We start from the raw sequence: 18,921 nt of genomic DNA on the forward strand, positions 1-18,921 counted from the left end.
ATGTCGCAGCCATCAACCTCTCTGTGGAGCCCCTTGCGCCAACCAGCATTCCGGGGCCTGTGGGTCTGCGGTGGCGTGTTCTTCATCGGCAGCGGCATGCAGACCATGGCCGCGGCCTGGCTGATGGTGGAGCTCACGGGCTCCTCGTTCCTGGCGGCGCTGGTGCAGACGGCGGTGTTCATGCCGATGTTCCTGCTGGCGCTGCCGGCGGGCGTGCTGGCCGACACGACGGACCGGCGGCGCCTGATCTCGGGCGCGCTGCTGGCGCAGGTGGGGGCCAGCGCGCTGCTCACGCTGCTGGTGCTGGGTGGCTGGGGCGGGCCGGCGTCGGTGCTGTTCCTAGTGTTCATCTGCGGCTGCTGCACGGCGGTGCTGACGCCCGCGTGGAACTCGTCGGTCATCGACCCGGTGCCGCGCGACGAATGGCCGCAGGCCATCACCGCCGTGAGCATTGCCTACAACGCCGCGCGCGCCATCGGGCCCACGCTGGCGGGGCTGGTGTTTGCCCAACTGGGCGCAGGGTGGGTGTTTGCCGTCACCGTGACCACCACGCTGGTGATGTGGGAGTCGATCCGCCGCTGGCCGCCCAAGGCCCACCCGCCCTCCAAGCTGCCCGCCGAACGCCTGTGGGGCGGCACGCTGAGCGGCCTGCGCTTTGCCTGGCACTCGCGCATCATCCTGGCCCAGCTGGTGCGCGTGATGGCATTCAGCGCCGCGGGCTCGGCCCTGTGGGCGCTGCTGCCCGTCATCGCCCAGCGCCTGGGCACCGGGGCGCCGGGCTTCGGCCTGCTGATGGGGTGCCTGGGCACCGGCGCCGTGGCGGTGGGTCTGGTGCTCGGGCGGCTGCGCGCGCGCTTTGGCATGGAGATCATCGTGGGCGTGGGCGGCGTGGTGTTTGCCGCGGCCATGCTGGTCGCCGCCATGACCAAGATCGCGTGGGTGGTGTACATCGCCATGCTGTTCGCGGGTGCGGCGTGGATGTCGGCCATGTCCACCTTCAACACTGCCACCCAGGCCAGCGCGCCGCAGTGGGTGCGCTCGCGCGCGGTGGCCATGCACATGGTGGCGGCGCTAGGTGCGTTTGCGATGGGCTCGGCCTTCTGGGGGGCGGCGTCGGACATCGTGGGCCTGGCCCCCACGCTGTACACGGCCGCCGCGCTCATGGGGGCCGGGCTGCTGCTGGCACGGCCCATGCCGCTGCGCATGGGCGCGCTGCACGAGGTGACGCAGGCCACGCCCTGGGACGAACTCTTCATCGAGGCCGAGCCCCTGCCCGAGGCCGGCCCGGTCGCCGTGGAGGTGGGCTACCGCATCGCGCCCGGCACGGACGCCGAGTTCCTGGACACCATCAGCCGCATGAAGGCCCCGCGCCGCCGCGACGGCGCCACCTTCTGGCGCGTGTACAAGGACCTGGGCGAGCCATCGCGCTATGTGGAGCGGTTCATCGTCGAGTCCTGGGCCGACTACCTGCACCAGCGCGCCCGCGCCACCATGGCCGACCAGGCGCTGGAAACCGAGGTGCGCGCCTTCCTGGCGCCCGGCGAAGTAGTACGCATGTCGCACTACATCGCTGAAAGATAGCTTCCCCCTGAGCCGCTTCGCGTCTTCCCCCGAGGGCGACGCCACCCGTGGACCGGCAAAGCCGGATCCACCGTGGCGCTGGCCTGGGGCGCGCCAGCGTCAGCCGCAGCACACTGTGCCGGGCCTTTCCGTCCACCCTGCGACAATTGCAGGATGAGCTTTGCCCCCCTCTCCAACGACACCTTCCTGCGTGCCTGCCGCCGCCAGGCCACCGACTACACGCCCTTGTGGCTCATGCGCCAGGCGGGGCGCTATCTGCCGGAGTACAAGGCCACGCGTGCCAAGGCGGGCAGCTTCATGGGGCTGGCCACCAATGTGGACTACGCCACCGAGGTCACGCTGCAGCCCCTGGAGCGTTTTCCGCTCGATGCGGCCATCCTGTTCAGCGACATCCTCACCGTGCCCGACGCCATGGGCCTGGGCCTGTCGTTCGCCGAGGGCGAAGGCCCGCGCTTTGCCAAGGTGGTGCGCGACGAGGCCGCTGTGGAACAACTGGCCGTGCCCGACATGGACAAGCTGCGCTATGTGTTCGACGCAGTCACCAGCATCCGCAAGGCCCTGAACGGCCGCGTGCCGCTGATCGGCTTCTCGGGCAGCCCCTGGACGCTGGCCTGCTACATGGTCGAGGGCAAGGGCAGCGACGACTATCGAATGGTCAAGAGCCTGATGTACGCGCGGCCCGACCTGATGCACCGCATCCTGGCCATCAACGCCGACAGCGTGGCCGCCTACCTCAATGCCCAGATCGACGCGGGCGCCCAGGCCGTGATGGTGTTCGACAGCTGGGGCGGCGTACTGGCCGACGGCGCCTTCCAGGAGTTCAGCCTGGCGTACACGAAACGGGTGCTGGCACAGCTCAAGCGCACCGGCGTGGACGGCACCGACGTGCCGCGCATCGTCTTCACCAAGGGCGGCGGCATCTGGTTGCCGGACATGAAGGACCTGGACTGCGAAGTGCTGGGCCTGGACTGGACGGCCAACCTGGGCCATGCCCGCGCCATCGTCGGCGGCCAGGCGGGCGGCCCCGGCAAGGCGCTGCAGGGCAACATCGACCCGAACGTGCTGTTTGCGCCCCCCGCGCAAATCGCCACCCAGGTGCGCCACGTGCTGGACAGCTTTGGCAAGCCCCACACCGACCGCACCACCACCGGCCCCACGCACATCTTCAACCTGGGCCACGGCATCAGCCAGTTCACCCCGCCCGAGCATGTGTCGGCCCTGGTCGAGGCCGTGCACAGCCACTCGCGCGCGCAGCGGCAGGGCTAGCCTGCCCGGCGGTGCTTCGGCGGCGACCTGCTGGGCGCCGCCCTGCCCCCAAGCCGGGCATCCAGCGGGGCCAGGCGCTACTTATGCACAAAACTGGAGCAGCGCACGCACCCCCTGCACGCTACGGCCAGGCGTGCGAGAAAAAGCGAAAAGATTCTCAACCGCCACGTAAGTCATTGATTTCAAAGGAATGCACTGCGTTGCATTTTTTGCAGGCAATCCACCGAAAGCACGGCGTTTCAAGGGCTTGCGAGGCAAACACAGGGGATATCAACAAAGTTATCCACAGAAATTCTGGATTTCTTACAAATTCCCAGTCAAATCAAGCACTTGCAGGCCAAACCGCACAAAACGTCGAGCATGCGCCACCGCCGCTAGCACAAAAATGGGGCTGTTCCGGGGCTTGACGCCGGATCGATGTTCGACTTATGCACACAAATCTTGATGCGGCGCAGCATTGCGCAGTAGCCGGGCCATAGCACAGAAAATGCGGTCAAAATTCTTCAGATGATTGATTCATAACGATTTTTTCGAGCTGCCAATTTTGTGGGCAATGTGTTCCGGGCCAGTATTCATGCGGCTTGGCGGGGCGTCCAGGCAGGATGTCAACAAAGTTATCCACAGAAAGTCGGGATTACTCCCCACCCACAGCAAATCAAGCACTTAGCCGTCAAACCTCTACATCGCCTGCACAAGCACGTGTAACTGTCCAACACCCGTGACCATCCCTTCCACCATCGTCCATGTCGCGCTGCACACGCCGTCCCATAGCGGCGTGGGGGACCTGCTCAGCTATGCCAGCGAGCGGCCCTTGCCGCCTGGCACGCTGGTGCGGGTGCCCCTGGGCAAGCGGGAGGTGCTGGGCGTGGTGTGGGACGCGCAGGATGCGACCGGAGAGCTGCCCGAAGGCGCGGCGATGCGCTCGATTGCGGGGGTGCTGGAGGGTGTGGAACCCCTGGGCCTGCCCTGGCGCCGGCTGGTCGCCTTTGCGGCGCGCTACTACCAGCGCGCCCTGGGCGAGGTGGCCCTCGCAGCCCTGCCGCCGCAACTGCGCGACCTGCAGCCCGATCAACTGGCGCGGCGGCTGCGGCGCCCGGCCAAGAGCACGGCAGGCGGCGACGCCGCCAACGCTATTGAAACCATAGCACTCACCGCAGAGCAGGAAAGCGCCAGGGCCCGAATTTCATCCGAATCCGGCCCGTTTTTGCTGTTCGGCAGCACCGGCAGCGGCAAGACCGAGGTCTACCTGCGCTGCGTGCAGGAGGCGCTGGAGGCCGACCCCACGGCCCAGGCGCTGGTGATGGTGCCCGAGATCAACCTCACCCCGCAGCTCGAAGAGCGCTTTACCTCCCGCTTTGCGCCGCGCTTTGGCAGCCAGGCGGTGGTGTCGCTGCACAGCGGCATGACCAACCCGCAGCGCCTCAAGAGCTGGCTGGCCGCGCACAGCGGTGTTGCCCGCATCGTGCTGGGCACGCGCATGGCGGTGTTCGCCAGCCTGCCGGGCCTGAAGATCATCGTCGTGGACGAGGAGCACGACCCCAGCTACAAGCAGCAGGAGGGCGCCCGCTACTCGGCGCGCGACCTGGCCATCTGGCGCGGGCGCGAGCAAGGCGCCAAGGTGCTGCTGGGCTCGGCCACGCCGTCGCTGGAGACCTGGCACGCCAGCCGCCCGCCCACGGCGGAGGACCCCGAAGGCGGACGCTACGTGCGCCTGGCCATGCCCAGCCGGATCGGCGCCGGCGCAGGGACAGATGGGGGCGCGGGCGCCCCGGCCCGGGTGCGCCGCGTGGACATGAACCAGCAGCCGCGCCGCGCCATCTTCAGCGCGCCGCTGCTGGCCGCCATCACCGAGCGCGTGGCGCGCGGGGAGCAGAGCATGGTGCTGCTCAACCGCCGGGGCTACGCGCCCGTGCTGCACTGCGCCGACTGCGGCTGGAAGAGCGACTGCCCGCACTGCAGCGCGCACCAGGTCTTCCACAAGGCCGACCGCACCCTGCGCTGCCACCACTGCGGCTACACGGTGCGCGTGCCCCGCGCCTGCCCCACCTGCGGCAGCCCGGACATCCATTCCATGGGCCGGGGCACCGAGCAGCTTGAAGAACAGCTCGGCGACCTGCTGTCCGAGGTGCTGCGGCCCGACCGCACCCCCGCCCGCATCGCCCGCATCGACGCCGACACCACCAAGGCAAAAGGCTCGCTCGAAGCGCAGCTGGCCCAGGTGCATTCGGGCGAGGTGGATGTGCTGGTGGGCACGCAGATGATCGCCAAGGGGCATGACTTTCGGCGCATCACGTTGGTGGCGGCTGTGCAGCCCGACGGTGCGCTGTTTTCCAGTGACTTCCGGGCCCCCGAGCGCCTGTTCGCCCTGCTCATGCAGGCCGCCGGCCGCGCGGGGCGTGACGCGGCCTACATGGCCGCCCAGGGCACGCAGTGCGAGATGTGGGTGCAGAGCTTTCACCCGCAGCACCCGGTGTACGAGGCGCTGCGCACCCACGACTACCCGGCCTTTGCCGCCCAGCAGCTCCAGGAGCGCGAAGAAGCCGCCATGCCGCCGTTCGCCTTCCAGGCCCTGGTGCGCGCCGATGCCCGCACGCAGGAGATCGCGCAGGGCTTTCTGACCGCCGCCACGGCTGCGGCCCACGCAGCCGCCCTGCCGGGGCTGGAGGCCGTGACGCTGTTCCCGCCCGTGCCGCTCACCATCCAGCGCGTGGCCAACGTGGAGCGCGCCCAGATGCTGATGGAAAGCAGCAGCCGCGCCGCCCTGCAGCGGTTTCTGGCCGCTTGGCAGCCCGTGCTTCAGGTCACGCGCAGCGCACCGGAACATAAGGGGTTGGTGCGATGGCTGGTGGATGTGGATCCGCTGGTGATCTGATTGTTCATTTTTATGTTTTGTTCACGTTTCACGAACAGGAAAATATATTGAACAAAACAATGCGTTCAGTTATTCTCGATGTTCACACTGCGTGAACACTTTAAAAACATGAACACCCAGACGACCCTGAGCGACGCCATCGCCGCACTCCAAGCAGAAACAGGGGTGCGCATGGAGCGGGCTGCCATCCACCAGGTCAGGGAAGAAGCCCCCGGCGACGCATCGCCCGATGCCTGGCTGGACGTGATCACGCCCCAGGCTCAGCCCGTCCGCTTTGCGGCCGAGATCAAGGCCGTCGACCGTTTCCACACACTGGGCACGCTCCAGGCCAGGGCCCGCCTGCGGCGCGAGCCGACGGTGCTGGTCGCGCCGTTCGTCACCACCGAGGCCGCCCGGCAATGCCGCAGCCTGGGACTGAACTTCATCGATGCGGCAGGCAACGCCTACCTCGACGTACCGGGATGCTTCGTGTACGTGACCGGCAAGCCCCGCCCCGAGAGCGCGCGGCCAGTGGGGCGGTTCAAGTCGCTCACACCAGCCGGGCTGCGCATCGTCTTTGCGCTGCTGACCCGGCCGGCCCTCGCCACCGGAACCTACCGCGACATCGCGGCCGCCGCCGACGTGGCGCTGGGCACCGTGGGGGACGTGCTGGCCGACCTGCAGGCACGCGGGCACCTGGCGCCGACCGAGCCGCGCCGCCTGCTGGCGCCCGGAGCGTTGCAGGAAGAGTGGGCCACGCACTTTCCGGTCAAACTGCGTCCCCGGTTGCACGCCCGGCGCTTCGCAGCGCCAGCCGCAGACTGGTGGAAAGGCGTGGACTTGCGCACGCAACAGGCCGTGTGGGGCGGCGAAGTCGCGGCCCACCACCTGACCGGGTATCTCGAGCCCGAGCAATCGACTATCTACACCGCCAAGCCCGAAGCGCTGATCCTGAAACACCGGTTGCGCCCCGACCCCACCGGCGCCATCGAAGTGCTCGACACCTTCTGGCCCCTGGCCGAAGAGGCCGACGCTGCGAGCGCCACGGTGCCGCCACTGCTCGTCTACGCAGACCTGATGGCCAGTGCCGACCCGCGCAACATCGACACCGCCCAGCGCATCCGCGCGCAGTATCTGGACACCGGCCGCGATGCTCGAGACATCGCCTGAGCGCCCTATCGACCCGCTGCTGCGCGAAATCCTGCAGCAGGCCAGCACCGCAGCGCACAGCCTGGGCATCGACTTCTTCGTCGGCGGCGCGCTGGCCCGCGACCTGATGCTGTGGCATGTGCACGGCCAAAACACGGGCCGCGCCACGCGCGACGTGGACCTGGGCCTGCACCTGACCGACTGGGCCGCCTTCAGCGCCATCAAGGACCGGTTGCTATCACAAGGCAGCTTCCACCCACAGCCTGGCGTGGCCCACCGGCTGATGTACCGCCCGGCAGACATGCCCCACGGCGTTCCGCTCGACCTGCTGCCCTTCGGCGCCGTGGCAAGCTCGCAGGCCACCATCGCCTGGCCGCCGGAGCATGCGGTGGTGATGAACGTCGCGGGCTTTGCCGAAGCTCACCGCGCCGCCGTCGAAGTGGAGCTGGACGGAGCCTTGGTGGTGCGCGTGGCTTCGCTGCCGTCGCTGGCGGTGCTCAAGCTGATCGCATGGCGCGACCGGCATTTGGACACCGCCAAGGACGCCACAGACTTTCTGCTGATCACGCGCCGCTATGCAGAGGCGGGCAACATGGACCGCCTGTACGAGACCGGCACCGCCCTGCTGCTGGCCAGCGACTACGACCCCGACCTGGCAGGCGCCATGCTGCTGGGCCAGGACGCCGCTGCGGCCACAACGCAAGCGACCACCGCGCAGGCCGTGGCCGACATCCTGGACCGACGAGGACGCTGGCGCCAAAAGCTGGACGACCAGTTGCAAAGAGCCCTGCAACTGGCCGGCACCATCCCCGAGCGCGGGCCGCACCCGCTGCAGCATGTCGATGCGTTCCTGCAAGGATTTCTGCAAAGCCAGGGCCCGGCGCCGGATTGACCAACGCTCCGGCAGACACGCACCGCAGCGTTGTGCGACGGCCCCTCGACTGCCTACACTGGAGCCTCACCACACAGACAAGAGACATCGATGGACCACACCGATACGTTCACCCGCGCCCTGGCCGATGAAGGCTTCGAGCGCCCAGTCACCGTCACACGCGAGCCTGATGGCAGGCTGGACGACCACACGCACCCGTTCGAGGCCAAGGCGCTCATCCTGTCGGGCGAGATCCGCATCGTGACCGCAGGGTCGGACCGGCTGTACTGCGTGGGCGATGTGTTCCATCTACAGGCCCACGAACCGCATTCGGAGTTCTACGGCCCCGACGGGGTGAGCTACCTGGTGGGGCGCAAGCCAGCAGTGCCCTGATACGAGGACAGGCGAAAGCAAACAGGGGATGCAGGCATCGACGGATGCCGGGCCAGAAGGGGCGCCTTCACTCACAGATCGAACAACGTCAAAGCGTATCGTTCTGCGCTACCGCGAGTAGCACCGAGCTGGCCGGCCCCTGAAAGCCTGCGGCGGTGGCGCATTGGCCGCCACACTCCAGGGCATCACCACGGTACATACTCCGGACGATATTCGCCGCCGGCTCCCATGAAGCTCTACACCACCCTTCTCTCCCCTCTGTGGACCACCATCGCCGTCGCGGTGTCCACGCTGGCAACCAACTGGATCTGGGCATCGTGGTTCATGAAAGCCAAGGGCACCGGTCTCGCCGTGCTGTTGATCTACAGCATCTTCGGCTGGCCGCTGATGTTGGCCGTGATCTATCTGGTCCTCGGATATTCCCTCAGATTGTGCGAAGGCCTGTCATGGCTTCGCATGGCCATCGTGCTGGCAGTGATCGGTGCGGGCTGGGCTGTGTACGGTATGCCTGGTCCGTGGAACCTGCTGCTGTGCATCGCCCTCACCATCCCCGTGGCTTTGCAGTCCAGGCGCACCGCGCAGGACGATGCCGACCTGGAGCACCTGTAGATGGCCGTCAAGGAGAAGCCGCCCAGGGGCCTGCTGGACAATTTTTCGGCGCCACTGTGGGAGCGGCTCGGCCTGACAGGCACTCGGCCTCAATGGATCGTGAAGGGGCAGCACCGAGGCTACGACTGGATGGCCATCGAACTGGACCACCAGCCCACGGGAATGGTCCAGAGCACCTACGTCACCACCACGGTGTTTGTAGTCTGGCTACCGCGCCAATCCGACGACTGGTACCTGCCCGGCAGCCACATCACCCCCGACAAACAGGTGTGTGTCGACGACACCTGTGTCTACGCCGCCGCCCTGGGCCAGCAACCCCGTGTGCGCACATGGATCCAATGGCTGGACCTGGCGGTGGATACGGCCGAAGAAGTGATCAGCACCGAAGGCATGCGCCGCGACGAAAGCCCTGAGCAGAAGGCCGAGCGGGCCGACGATGCCAGCTGGAACACCCTTGATGCGAACCTGGTCCTTTTCTGCCTGGTGCCGATGGCGGTTTTCAGCTTTCTGAACGCGATGATGCTGTGGGAGGCCTACGGCGACTGGCAACGCCACGGTGCAGTCATCCGATGCCATCCGACGGTTCCGATCGGCACCTATCTTCAAGGCTGGAAGGCCGTGGCATATACCGCGTCGCTGGCAGCGCCCATGCTGATCGTGCTCAAGGCGGTGTACACCAGTGTCACGCGCATCTACAGGCCGGACTTTTTCGTTGACCTCTTTTTGGAAGGATTGGTCTGGGTAGGGGCCATGTATGCGATGCACCACGCACGCGAGGCGCTGGTTGCATCGGTAAGCCAGGCCTGCAAAGCCTATTGATAGAAAAATCTGCCCCTCCCGCTCACCCCGCCTACGCAAGCAGCTATACAAACAATAGCATTCAGGTCAGTAGCGCCACCGCAGCCGAAAAGCTGAGAAACGCGAGCGCCGTCGACACCAGGATGATTCGCGCCACGCGCCCGTTGTTGGCGCCGAACTTCTCGGCCAGCAGCGAGACATTGCTGGCGCTGGGCAGCGCGGCCAGCAGCACCAGCACCGAGAGCGCGAACGGCGTGAGCGGCACGCCCAGTGCGATGGCCGCCGTGCCCACAGCCCACACCAACAGCGGGTGCACCAGCAGCTTGGCCAGCGCCAGGGGCACGTAGTCGCGCGGGGGCACCTGTTCGTGCTGGTTCATCTGCGAGCGCGCCAGCACCGCGCCGATGGTGAACAGCGCCACGGGCGAGGCCGCGTCGGCCAGCATGGCGATGGTCTTGTCCACCGGGCCGGGCAACTGAAAGTGCAAGGCCGAGGCCAGCGCACCCAGCGCTATCGACCAGGGCATGGGGTTGGTCGCCATGCCCCGGAAGGCGCTGCGCAGCGCCACGCCCACACCGTGGGTGCCCGCGCCATCCAGGCGCGACAGCGCGATGCACAGCGAGCTGGTGACGACCATGTCCACCACGATGGTCACGATGGCGGGGCCCGCACTCTGCGCGCCCAGCAGCGCCACCAGGAGTGGCACGCCCATGAAGCCGGTGTTCGGAAAGGCGGCCACCAGCGCCCCAAAGGCCGCGTCGTTCCAGCCGATGTGCGCCTTGCGCGTGAGCGCCACCGCAGCCCCCACCATCACCAGCGCGCACAGCACGTACACGCCCGCCACGGCGGGGTCGAGCAACTGGCCGATGGGCGTGCTGGCGCCAAAGCGGTACAGCATGCAGGGCAGCGCGAAGTACAGCACGAAGGCGTTGAGCCCCGGGATGGCCGGCTGCGGCAGCACGCCGCGCCGCGCGGCCAGGTAGCCGCACAGCACCAATGCGAAGAAGGGGAAGGTGATGAGAAGGACGGAGAGCACGGGGGATATTGTCCGTGCTGGGCCGCGCAGCCGTGCCGGGCGCCCGCGCGGTGGTCAGCGCAAAGTCAGGCGGGTGCCATCACGCGCGGCGAAGCGGTTCTGGCCAGGCACTGCGTCGCAGGCAGTACCAGTAAGTACTACGACAAGACGCGGCAACGACGCCAGAAGCGTTTTGTGAGCCGCTCTTACTGCTTGCGCTGGATGATCAGGTTGCGCTTGGCGTCCTCGGGGTAGGCGAAGGTGATGGCGCCGTTCTTGACCATTCCGATCACCAGCATGTTGCGCGTGATGGCATCCTTGTCCTGCAGGCTGAAAGGCTTGTCGTAGGTGGCGACGACGCCGTAGTAAGTCTTCATCTTGCCCTCCAGCGAATCCTTGACCGCCTGGCCGGACAGATTGCCGTCGCGGATGCCGAGGAAAGAGTACATCAGCAAATACGTGGCGTCGTACGCGTTGGCCGCTGCCATCGGCACCGCCACCTTGCCCTGGTACTTGCGGGTGTAGCTCGACAGGAACGAGGCGCGGCGCTCGTTGCTGGGCTCGGCGATGAAGGTCTGCACCATGAGCGCGCCCTCGGCGGCGTCCTTGGCCCCTTCGAGGAAGAACGGGAAGGACAGCGGCCAGGCGCCCACCTGGGGCACCTTCCAGCCCATGGCCTTCTTGCCGTTGGCAATGGTCGCGTTCTCCGGCCCTACCGTGTAGCTGTAGACCACGTTGGCACCCGCTGCGCGGGCGGCGGTGAGGTCCGCCGTGAGGTCCTTCACGCCCAGGTCGAACCGCGCCACGTGCACGGGCTTGAGGTTCCTGGCGGCCAGGGCCGCCACCACGTCGTTGTAGCCACCCTCGCCGTAGCCCGTCTTGTCGGCAAAGATGGCCACCTTGTCCCAGCCGCGCTTGACGATGTCGTCCACCATGAACGGAGCCTGCAGCGCGTCGCGGGCCTGCACGCGGAAGATGTAGCTGTCGGCAGCCGGGTACTTGGTCGTCACCGCCGTGCCGGTGGAGCACGGCACGATCAGCGGGCTCTTGGCGTCCTGGAACAGGTCGATGGCCTTCATCGCCACGCCGGTGTTGCAAAAGCCGATGGTGGCGACGACTTTGTCGGCCAGCAGCTCCTGCGACACCTTGCGGCCCTGGTCGGGGTTGGCGGCGTCGTCCTTGACCACCAGCTCCAGCGGCCGGCCCAGGTAGCCGCCCACCGCGTTGATCTCGTCCACCGCGAGCTTGATGCCGTTGAGCATGGGCACGCCAAAGTCCGCCGACGGCCCGGTGAAAGGCCCCACCACCCCGATGCGCACCGCAGCGCTGTTGCCGCCCTGCGCCTGGGCCCGGGCGGGCTGCGCCAGGAAGGCCCCCGCCAGCAGGGCACAGGCGGTCATCAGCAGGTACAGGGCACGCGAGGCACTGGTGCGCGTGCGAGCACTGGTGCGCGGGGCAAAAGGCAGGGGCACGAGCAGACGCGCAGGGGTCGATGCAGAGGGGGTCATGGTGTGGGCTCGTGATCTGATCGGTGGATGGAGCTGCCGCGCCAGTATCAAATTGTGTGCAGGCGCGCCCTAGCGGGGTTTCCCGCAGCCAGCAGGCCTGGCGTGCCCGGGCGCGGCTGCCCGTCAGGGCCGTGTCAGCCGCGGCGACGGCCCCGCCCTCCCGGGACGGCCGGTATCATTGCGCCCCTGGCCTGCGCATTGCGAGGCCCAGCCCCGCGGCGGCCCCCGTGCCCCCTTCTCCTGGTTTTTCTTCGCCCCCCCCTCCCTCCCCATGTCGTTCGGTCTCAATCTCGCCCAGCTTCAGGCTGTCCACTACACCGATGGCGCGTGCCTGGTGCTGGCCGGTGCGGGCTCCGGCAAGACGCGGGTGATCACCCAGAAGATCGCCCACATGATCGAAAAGGGCATGGAGCCCAAGCGCATCGCGGCCATCACCTTCACGAACAAGGCGGCGTCCGAAATGCGCGAGCGCGCGCAGCACCTGATCGGCCGGCGCGCCAAGGACGTGCTGATCTGCACCTTCCACGCCCTGGGCGTGCGCATGGTCCGCGAGGACGGCTCGGTGCTGGGCCTCAAGCCCCAGTTCAGCATCCTGGATGCCGACGACGTGACGGGCATCCTGAAGGAAGCCTCGGGCGGCACCACCGACATGGCCACGGCCCGCCAATGGCAGTGGGTCATCAGCAAATGGAAGAACATGGGCCTGACCTCCGCAGAGGCGCTGGCCCAGGCGGCGGACGACAACGAACGCATCATCGCCACGCTCATGGCGCGCTACGAGGAGCGCCTGGCGGCCTACCAGAGCGTGGACTTCGACGACCTGATCGGCATGCCGCTGCGCCTGTTGCGCGACTTCCCCGAAGTGCGCGCCAAGTGGCAGGCGTCGCTCGGCCACGTGCTGGTGGACGAGTACCAGGACACCAATGCCACGCAGTACGAGCTCTTGAAGCTGCTGGTGGGCGCAAACGGGCACTTCACGGCCGTGGGCGACGACGACCAGTCCATCTACGGTTGGCGCGGCGCCACGCTCGACAACCTGAAAAAGCTGCCGGTGGACTTCCCCCACCTCAAGGTCATCAAGCTGGAGCAGAACTACCGCTCCACCAGCGCCATCCTGCGCGCCGCCAACAACGTGATCGGGCCCAACCCCAAGCTGTTTCCCAAGACGCTGTTCAGCGAACTGGGCGAGGGCGAGCCCGTGCGCGTGGTGGACGCGGACAACGAGGAGCACGAGGCCGACCGCGCCGTGGCGCGCATCCAGAGCCTGCGTGCGGCCAGCAACCCGCCGCCGGACTGGAAGAACTTCGCGCTGCTGTACCGCGCCAACCACCAGGCCAAGCCGTTCGAAAAGGCGCTGCGCAAGGCCAACATTCCGTACAAGGTCTCGGGCGGCACGAGCTTCTTCGACCGGGCGGAAATCAAGGACCTTTGCGCGTGGTTCCGCCTGTGGATCAACAACGATGACGATCCAGCGTTTTTGCGCGCCATCACCACCCCCAAGCGCGGCATCGGCCACACCACGCTGGCGGCCCTGGGCGCATTTGCCACGCAGCACAAGCAAAGCATGTTCGGCGCGCTGTTCAACGGCATGCTGCCGGCGGCCGTGCCCAAGCGCGCCATGGACGGCCTGCACGAGTTCGGCCGCTACATCAACTACCTGGAGTACAGCGCACGGCGCGTGCACGGGGCCGAGGAATCGCGCACCTTCCTGAACGACTGGCTGAAAGAAATCGGCTACGAGCAGCACCTGTACGACAACGAAGACAGCGAGAAGGTGGCGGCCGCGCGCTGGAGCAACGTGATGGAGTTCTGCGACTGGATGGCCCAACGTGCGGGCGGCCAGATCGACGACACCGCCGGCGCCGTGGTGGCCAAGGAAACCAAGAGCCTGCTGGAGGTGTCGCAGACCATCGCGCTGCTGTCCACCATCAGCGAGCGCGAGAAGGACCAGGACATGGTCACGCTGTCGACCCTGCACGCCAGCAAGGGGCTGGAGTGGCCGCACGTGGTGCTGGTGGGCGTGACCGAGGGCATGCTGCCCTTCAAGCTCGACGACGACGAAGGCCGCCAGCAAAAGGTGAGCGACGACACGCTGCAGCGCCTGCAGGAAGAGCGCCGCCTGATGTACGTGGGCATCACCCGCGCCCAGCGCACCCTGGCCGTGAGCTGGACCAAGAAGCGCAAGAAGGGCCGGGAGATGGTGTCGGCCCAGCCCAGCCGGTTCATCGCCGAAATGGGACTGGACAAGGCCACGGTGCGCGAAGACCCGCGCGAAAAGCTCAAGGCACTGCGCGCCGAGTTCGCCGCCAAGAAAGCCCTGGCCGACAGCACCCCGCCCGCGCAGTGAGAGGCCGGGCACCGAAGCGAGCCCTCACCACCGCCTGTTGCGGCAGGCCCACACAGCGGCACGCGGCGGCACGGGCGCTTTGCTTTTGATAGCTATCAGCGCTTATCCTACAAGCGCCAGCAGCCCAGGCACACCACAATCCAGCGCGGCCTGACCAGCAGCCACGAGCCAGAACCGCGCACCCAGCCAGCCCGTTGGCGCGCGTTTTTTGAGCCTGCGGCAGCCAGGAATGCATCTGCCGCAGACCAGAGCGGCAGGGCGCAAAAGGCTGCTGCGGCAAAAGCTGGCACAAGAAAGCTGGCACAAGGCGTGCGTGGTACCGTGCAGCGCGACTGCAGCACGGTGGCCGCAAGCGGGCCTGCCGGCAGCGGCAACCTGAGAACCTGTTCTCACACTGGATGGATTCGATCAACGGCACCCACGTCAGTGCCCCCGGACAGGCCGGGTGGCGGGCGGAGGTTGCGGCAAGGACATATGCGGAACATGGAACATCGCCCACACCCACACCTGGGCTCCAGCAGCCCGCTGCGCAGCACCTGGCGTGCTTCACAGGCCGACGCCCCCGCATCGGGGCGCTGGGCACTGCACCACACTGCGGCGCTGGTGCTGGCCACGCTGGCTCCGGCTGGCGCAGCCTTCGCGCAGGCCGCACCCGCGGCAACTGCCGGTGCTGCGGCGGGTGCCGACGCCGGCTGGCGCCGCTGCGCTGCGCTGTCCACCGACAACCAGGCCCGCCTCGCCTGCTTCGACCAATTGGCCGCCGAGCAGACCTGGAAGGCGCCCGGGGCCTCGGCCGGCGGCTCCGCCGACGCCTCCGCCGTGCCACCACCCGTGGACACCACCCTGCCTGCCACCCGCATCATCGACGTGGCCCGCACCGACGGCTGCCGCGACGCGCAATACAGCGACCTGTCGCGCTTCTGGGAACTGGAGTCGGGCACCGACTGCGGCACCTTCCGCTTCCGCGGCTACCGGCCGATCACGCTGTCGGTGGTGGCGGGCAGCAACGTCAACCGCCAGCCCACATCGGACGCGGCGGACCATTCGGCCACCGAATCGACGCCCTACCGCCGCGCCGAGAACCGCATCCAGCTGTCGGTGCGCACCAAGGTCGCGCAGGGTCTGCTCACGCAGGGCCATCCCACGCTCAAGGACTCGGTGTGGTTCGGCTACACCCAGCAGTCGTACTGGCAACTGTTCACGCCCGAGATCTCGCGCCCCTTCCGCGCCACCGACCACGAACCCGAAGTCATGTACGTCTACCCCACCACGGCCGAGCTGCCATTCGGCTGGAAGTGGCGCTACAGCGGCGTGGGGCTGGTGCACCAGTCCAACGGCCAGAGCAAGCCCCTGTCGCGCAGCTGGAACCGCGTGTACATGATGACGGGCCTGGAGCTGTCCAACAGCGTGAGCGTGAACGCCCGCATCTGGAAGCGCATCCCTGAAAGCTCGGGCAGCGACGACAACCCGGGCATCGCCGACTACATCGGCCGTGGCGAGCTGTCGGCGTTCTGGAACATCAACAAGGACAACACCCTGTCCGCCACGGTGCGCCATTCGCTGTCCAGCACCGACCGCGGCTCCGTGCGCCTGGAATGGCTGCAGGCTGTGGGCTCGACCCTGGGCGGCAAGAGCAACCTGCGCCTGCACACCGCACTGTTCAGCGGCTACGGCGACAGCATGATCGACTACAACCGCAAGCGCACCGTGTTCAGCGTCGGTGTGAGCCTGGTGGATTTCTAGAGTTCATCCCCCTGAGGCGCTTGCGCGCCTTCACCCCTTCTCTCGAATGGCTGCGCCATTCGGGAAGGGGGACGACGCCCTCGCTGCGGGGCGGACCTTGGCTTGCCGTCCCGCGCATGGGCAGCGTCAGTTTTGTACGCCGCGCTCGTTGTGCGAGTGAGCGGCTCCGGTGCCACTGTCGCAATACCGCTGGCCCGCATGTCGGCGTAGATATCCATCACAACTCGTTACCAGAACTCCCTCAAGTTTTGCGCCATGCTGCCGGCGCGCCGCCACAATCGCACGCGCACCGACGCTGGCATGGTGGCCGCCGCAGCCTGCGATAAGGGCGGCTTTTCTGCCGTTTTACGGACCACTGCCCTGCGTGTGCACCCTCGAAAATGCCGACAGAGAGGAACACCCATGGACATGCAATACCAGCTCAAGGCAGGCAGCTACTACCTGTACGACATGCGCGACGCGCCCAGTGCCGTCACGGGTGAGCGCAGGTTCAAGCTCAAGACCGACACCGTCGCTATTGCATTCGATGTGCACACCGGCGAGGTGCACCAGCACGGCAGCCCCACGCGCATCCAGTCCTGGGCCAACAACACCCGCCGCCGCCTGCGTGCCGCCGGTGCCCAGGAGGCCGCCAACGACATCGTCGTGGTGTCGGGCCCGCTGCCGGTGGACGAGCTCAACAAGTGTCTGTGGATCAGCGGTTATTGCCGCCGCATGTTCACCCGCCTGGCCACGCTGCCGCACGGCAAGCTGCAGCGGCCTTCGGAGCCGTTCCGCAAGGCTGCCTGAGACCTGCGCCGGCTCTCTGCCCCACCACCCCGCCCAGGGCCGCTGCACGCGGCCCTTGTCGTTTCTGCCGACCTGCGGCGCGCAGGGTGCATGCCGGCAGTGCGGCTCCCGCCGGCGCGGGAACTGCGAGGCCTCAAGCCTCGGCGTCTTCCACCAGATCGCCGTCCACCGCCTCCAGCACGTCGGTGTGCTTCACGATGGTCACGGGCACGGGGCTCGCATGGGCCACCTCCTGCGACACCGATCCCAGCAGCGCGGTGGTGATGGCGCCCTGCCCCTTGGCGCCGATGACCACCATGTCGCAGCCCGAGCGTTCGATCATGTCCACCAGCGTATGGGCGACATCGCCCACGCCCACATCGGTCTCGTACTGCACCCCCGCCGCGTCGAGCAGCGCGCGCGCCGGGGCCATCAGGTGCTCGCCCGCCTCCAGGCTGGCGGCGGCGATGAGGTCGGGGTCGCGCGTGGTCACCAGTTCATACAGCGTGGCGGGCTCCTGCACATGGGCCAGCACCACGCTGGCCTGCAGGCCCTGGCGCACCAGCGAGAGGGCATGGTGCACACCGTCCAGAGAGAGTTCCGAGCCATCCACGGCGATCAGGATCTTGAGCATGAAGGTCTCCTTTGAGCGGGTTGTCCGCGTGTCACGGATCAGTGTAGCCACGCACCGCGCCAGCGCCAGCCCTTGTCCCTGCGTGCCGATGGGGCGTCTGCCCCCCCATGAAAGACCGCTGAAACCTCCGTAGCTTGCGAGGGCCGCGCCGCTGCGGCAGAGCGCCCCGGGCCGTCTGGGACAATACGGCCCATCATGCTGCAGTTTGACCTTCTCAAGACCGACCCCTCCAGCCAAGCACGCCGCGGCACGCTCACTCTCAACCATGGCGTGGTGCAGACCCCCATCTTCATGCCCGTGGGCACCTATGGCACCGTCAAGGGCGTGATGCCGCGCAGCCTGCACGACATGGGCGCGCAAATCATCCTGGGCAACACCTTCCACCTGTGGATGCGCCCCGGCCTCGATGTGATGCAGAGCTTCGGCGGGCTGCACGGCTTCGAGAAATGGGACAAGCCCATCCTCACCGATTCGGGCGGCTTTCAGGTGTGGAGCCTGGGCGCGATGCGCAAGATCACCGAAGAAGGCGTGACGTTCGCCAGCCCGGTCAACGGCGACAAGCTCTTCATGTCGCCCGAGGTGAGCATGCAGATCCAGACCACGCTCAACTCCGACATCGTGATGCAGCTCGACGAGTGCACGCCCTACGAGACCAAGGGCCACCTCACCACCGAGGCCGAAGCCCGCAAGAGCATGGAGATGAGCCTGCGCTGGGCCCAGCGCAGCCACGACGAGTTCCACCGCCTGAACAACCCCAACGCGCTCTTCGGCATCGTGCAGGGCGGCATGTTCAAGCACCTGCGCCAGGAATCGCTCGAGCGCCTGGTCGAGATGGACTTCCCCGGCTACGCGGTGGGCGGCGTGAGCGTGGGCGAGCCCAAGGACGAGATGCTGGACATCATGGCGCACACGCCGCACCGGCTGCCCGCCAACAAGCCCCGCTACCTGATGGGCGTGGGCACGCCCGAAGACCTGGTGCAGGGCGTGGCCGACGGCGTGGACATGTTCGACTGCGTGATGCCCACGCGCAATGCACGCAACGGCACCATCTTCACCCGCTATGGCGACCTCAAGATCCGCAACGCGCGCCACAAGGCGGACCACCAGCCGCTGGACACCAGCTGCACCTGCTACGCCTGCGCGGGCAGCTCGGGCGTGTCGTGGGATCAGGGCGGCCGCGAGGGTTTCAGCCGCGCCTACCTGCACCACCTGGACCGCTGCGGCGAAATGCTCGGCCCCATGCTCACCACCGTGCACAACCTGCACTACTACCTGAACCTCATGCGCGAAGTGCGCGAGTCGCTGGACGCCGGCGCCTTCGCGCAGTTCCGTGCGCTGTTCAAGACCGAGCGGGCGCGGGGCGTCTGAGCCCCACCACCGACCGCCTC

Annotated in this window: 15 protein-coding genes; 12 read left to right on the forward strand and 3 right to left on the reverse strand. The window is 67.4% G+C overall.

Going from position 1 to position 18,921, the window contains the following annotated elements; genetic code table 11:
• The 8 genes from ASG27_RS20605 (at window position 1) to ASG27_RS20640 (ending at window position 9,539) form a co-directional block, all read left to right on the forward strand.
• A complete protein-coding gene (locus ASG27_RS20605; RefSeq protein ID WP_056420180.1) occupies window positions 1–1,581 on the forward strand; it encodes an MFS transporter in 1,581 nt (526 codons plus the stop codon).
• Between the two features lie 153 nt (window positions 1,582–1,734).
• Window positions 1,735–2,847 (forward strand): uroporphyrinogen decarboxylase, encoded by a 1,113-nt coding sequence (gene hemE, locus ASG27_RS20610; protein WP_056420183.1) that lies wholly within the window; start codon window positions 1,735–1,737, stop codon window positions 2,845–2,847.
• 718 nt (window positions 2,848–3,565) lie between these two features.
• Entirely contained in the window at window positions 3,566–5,719 is a 2,154-nt protein-coding gene (gene priA, locus ASG27_RS20615; protein WP_156370838.1) for a replication restart helicase PriA, read from the forward strand.
• A 108-nt stretch (window positions 5,720–5,827) separates the two neighbouring features.
• On the forward strand, window positions 5,828–6,868 hold the full coding sequence (locus ASG27_RS20620; RefSeq protein WP_056420186.1) for a type IV toxin-antitoxin system AbiEi family antitoxin: 1,041 nt from the start codon (window positions 5,828–5,830) through the stop codon (window positions 6,866–6,868).
• Window positions 6,849–7,739 (forward strand): nucleotidyl transferase AbiEii/AbiGii toxin family protein, encoded by an 891-nt coding sequence (locus ASG27_RS20625; protein WP_056420187.1) that lies wholly within the window; start codon window positions 6,849–6,851, stop codon window positions 7,737–7,739. The genes ASG27_RS20620 and ASG27_RS20625 overlap by 20 nt, the downstream gene beginning before the upstream one ends.
• Window positions 7,740–7,829: 90 nt before the next feature.
• On the forward strand, window positions 7,830–8,111 hold the full coding sequence (locus ASG27_RS20630; RefSeq protein WP_056420192.1) for a cupin domain-containing protein: 282 nt from the start codon (window positions 7,830–7,832) through the stop codon (window positions 8,109–8,111).
• A 228-nt stretch (window positions 8,112–8,339) separates the two neighbouring features.
• On the forward strand, window positions 8,340–8,720 hold the full coding sequence (locus ASG27_RS20635) for a hypothetical protein (protein ID WP_056420195.1): 381 nt from the start codon (window positions 8,340–8,342) through the stop codon (window positions 8,718–8,720).
• Entirely contained in the window at window positions 8,721–9,539 is an 819-nt protein-coding gene (locus ASG27_RS20640) for a hypothetical protein (protein WP_056420197.1), read from the forward strand.
• 61 nt (window positions 9,540–9,600) lie between these two features.
• Here the strand turns inward: ASG27_RS20640 and ASG27_RS20645 are convergent, their stop codons facing one another.
• Both ASG27_RS20645 and ASG27_RS20650 read right to left on the reverse strand, forming a co-directional pair.
• Complete coding sequence (locus tag ASG27_RS20645) at window positions 9,601–10,554, reverse strand: AEC family transporter (RefSeq protein ID WP_056420200.1); 954 nt, start codon at window positions 10,552–10,554, stop codon at window positions 9,601–9,603.
• A gap of 185 nt (window positions 10,555–10,739) precedes the next feature.
• The gene (locus ASG27_RS20650; RefSeq protein ID WP_082486058.1) at window positions 10,740–11,933 is read right to left on the reverse strand and encodes an ABC transporter substrate-binding protein; all 1,194 of its coding nucleotides are present in this window, start codon (window positions 11,931–11,933) and stop codon (window positions 10,740–10,742) included.
• A gap of 379 nt (window positions 11,934–12,312) precedes the next feature.
• Here ASG27_RS20650 and ASG27_RS20655 point away from each other — a divergent pair, with 379 nt between their 5' ends.
• The 3 genes from ASG27_RS20655 to ASG27_RS20665 all read left to right on the forward strand — a co-directional run bounded on the left by ASG27_RS20655 (window position 12,313) and on the right by ASG27_RS20665 (window position 16,920).
• A complete protein-coding gene (locus ASG27_RS20655) occupies window positions 12,313–14,388 on the forward strand; it encodes an ATP-dependent helicase (RefSeq protein WP_056420203.1) in 2,076 nt (691 codons plus the stop codon).
• Between the two features lie 483 nt (window positions 14,389–14,871).
• On the forward strand, window positions 14,872–16,131 hold the full coding sequence (locus ASG27_RS20660; RefSeq protein ID WP_056420595.1) for a phospholipase A: 1,260 nt from the start codon (window positions 14,872–14,874) through the stop codon (window positions 16,129–16,131).
• Window positions 16,132–16,533: 402 nt separating this feature from the next.
• Window positions 16,534–16,920: a hypothetical protein gene (locus ASG27_RS20665; protein WP_056420206.1), complete on the forward strand. Its 387-nt coding sequence runs from the start codon at window positions 16,534–16,536 to the stop codon at window positions 16,918–16,920.
• Between the two features lie 133 nt (window positions 16,921–17,053).
• Here the strand turns inward: ASG27_RS20665 and ASG27_RS20670 are convergent, their stop codons facing one another.
• On the reverse strand, window positions 17,054–17,533 hold the full coding sequence (locus ASG27_RS20670) for a universal stress protein (protein WP_056420208.1): 480 nt from the start codon (window positions 17,531–17,533) through the stop codon (window positions 17,054–17,056).
• Window positions 17,534–17,728: 195 nt separating this feature from the next.
• Here ASG27_RS20670 and tgt point away from each other — a divergent pair, with 195 nt between their 5' ends.
• Window positions 17,729–18,901 (forward strand): tRNA guanosine(34) transglycosylase Tgt, encoded by a 1,173-nt coding sequence (tgt, locus tag ASG27_RS20675; protein ID WP_056420211.1) that lies wholly within the window; start codon window positions 17,729–17,731, stop codon window positions 18,899–18,901.
• Window positions 18,902–18,921: the final 20 nt, after the last annotated feature.

The sequence above is a fragment of the Acidovorax sp. Leaf191 genome (assembly GCF_001424425.1).
Lineage (GTDB): Bacteria > Pseudomonadota > Gammaproteobacteria > Burkholderiales > Burkholderiaceae_C > Acidovorax.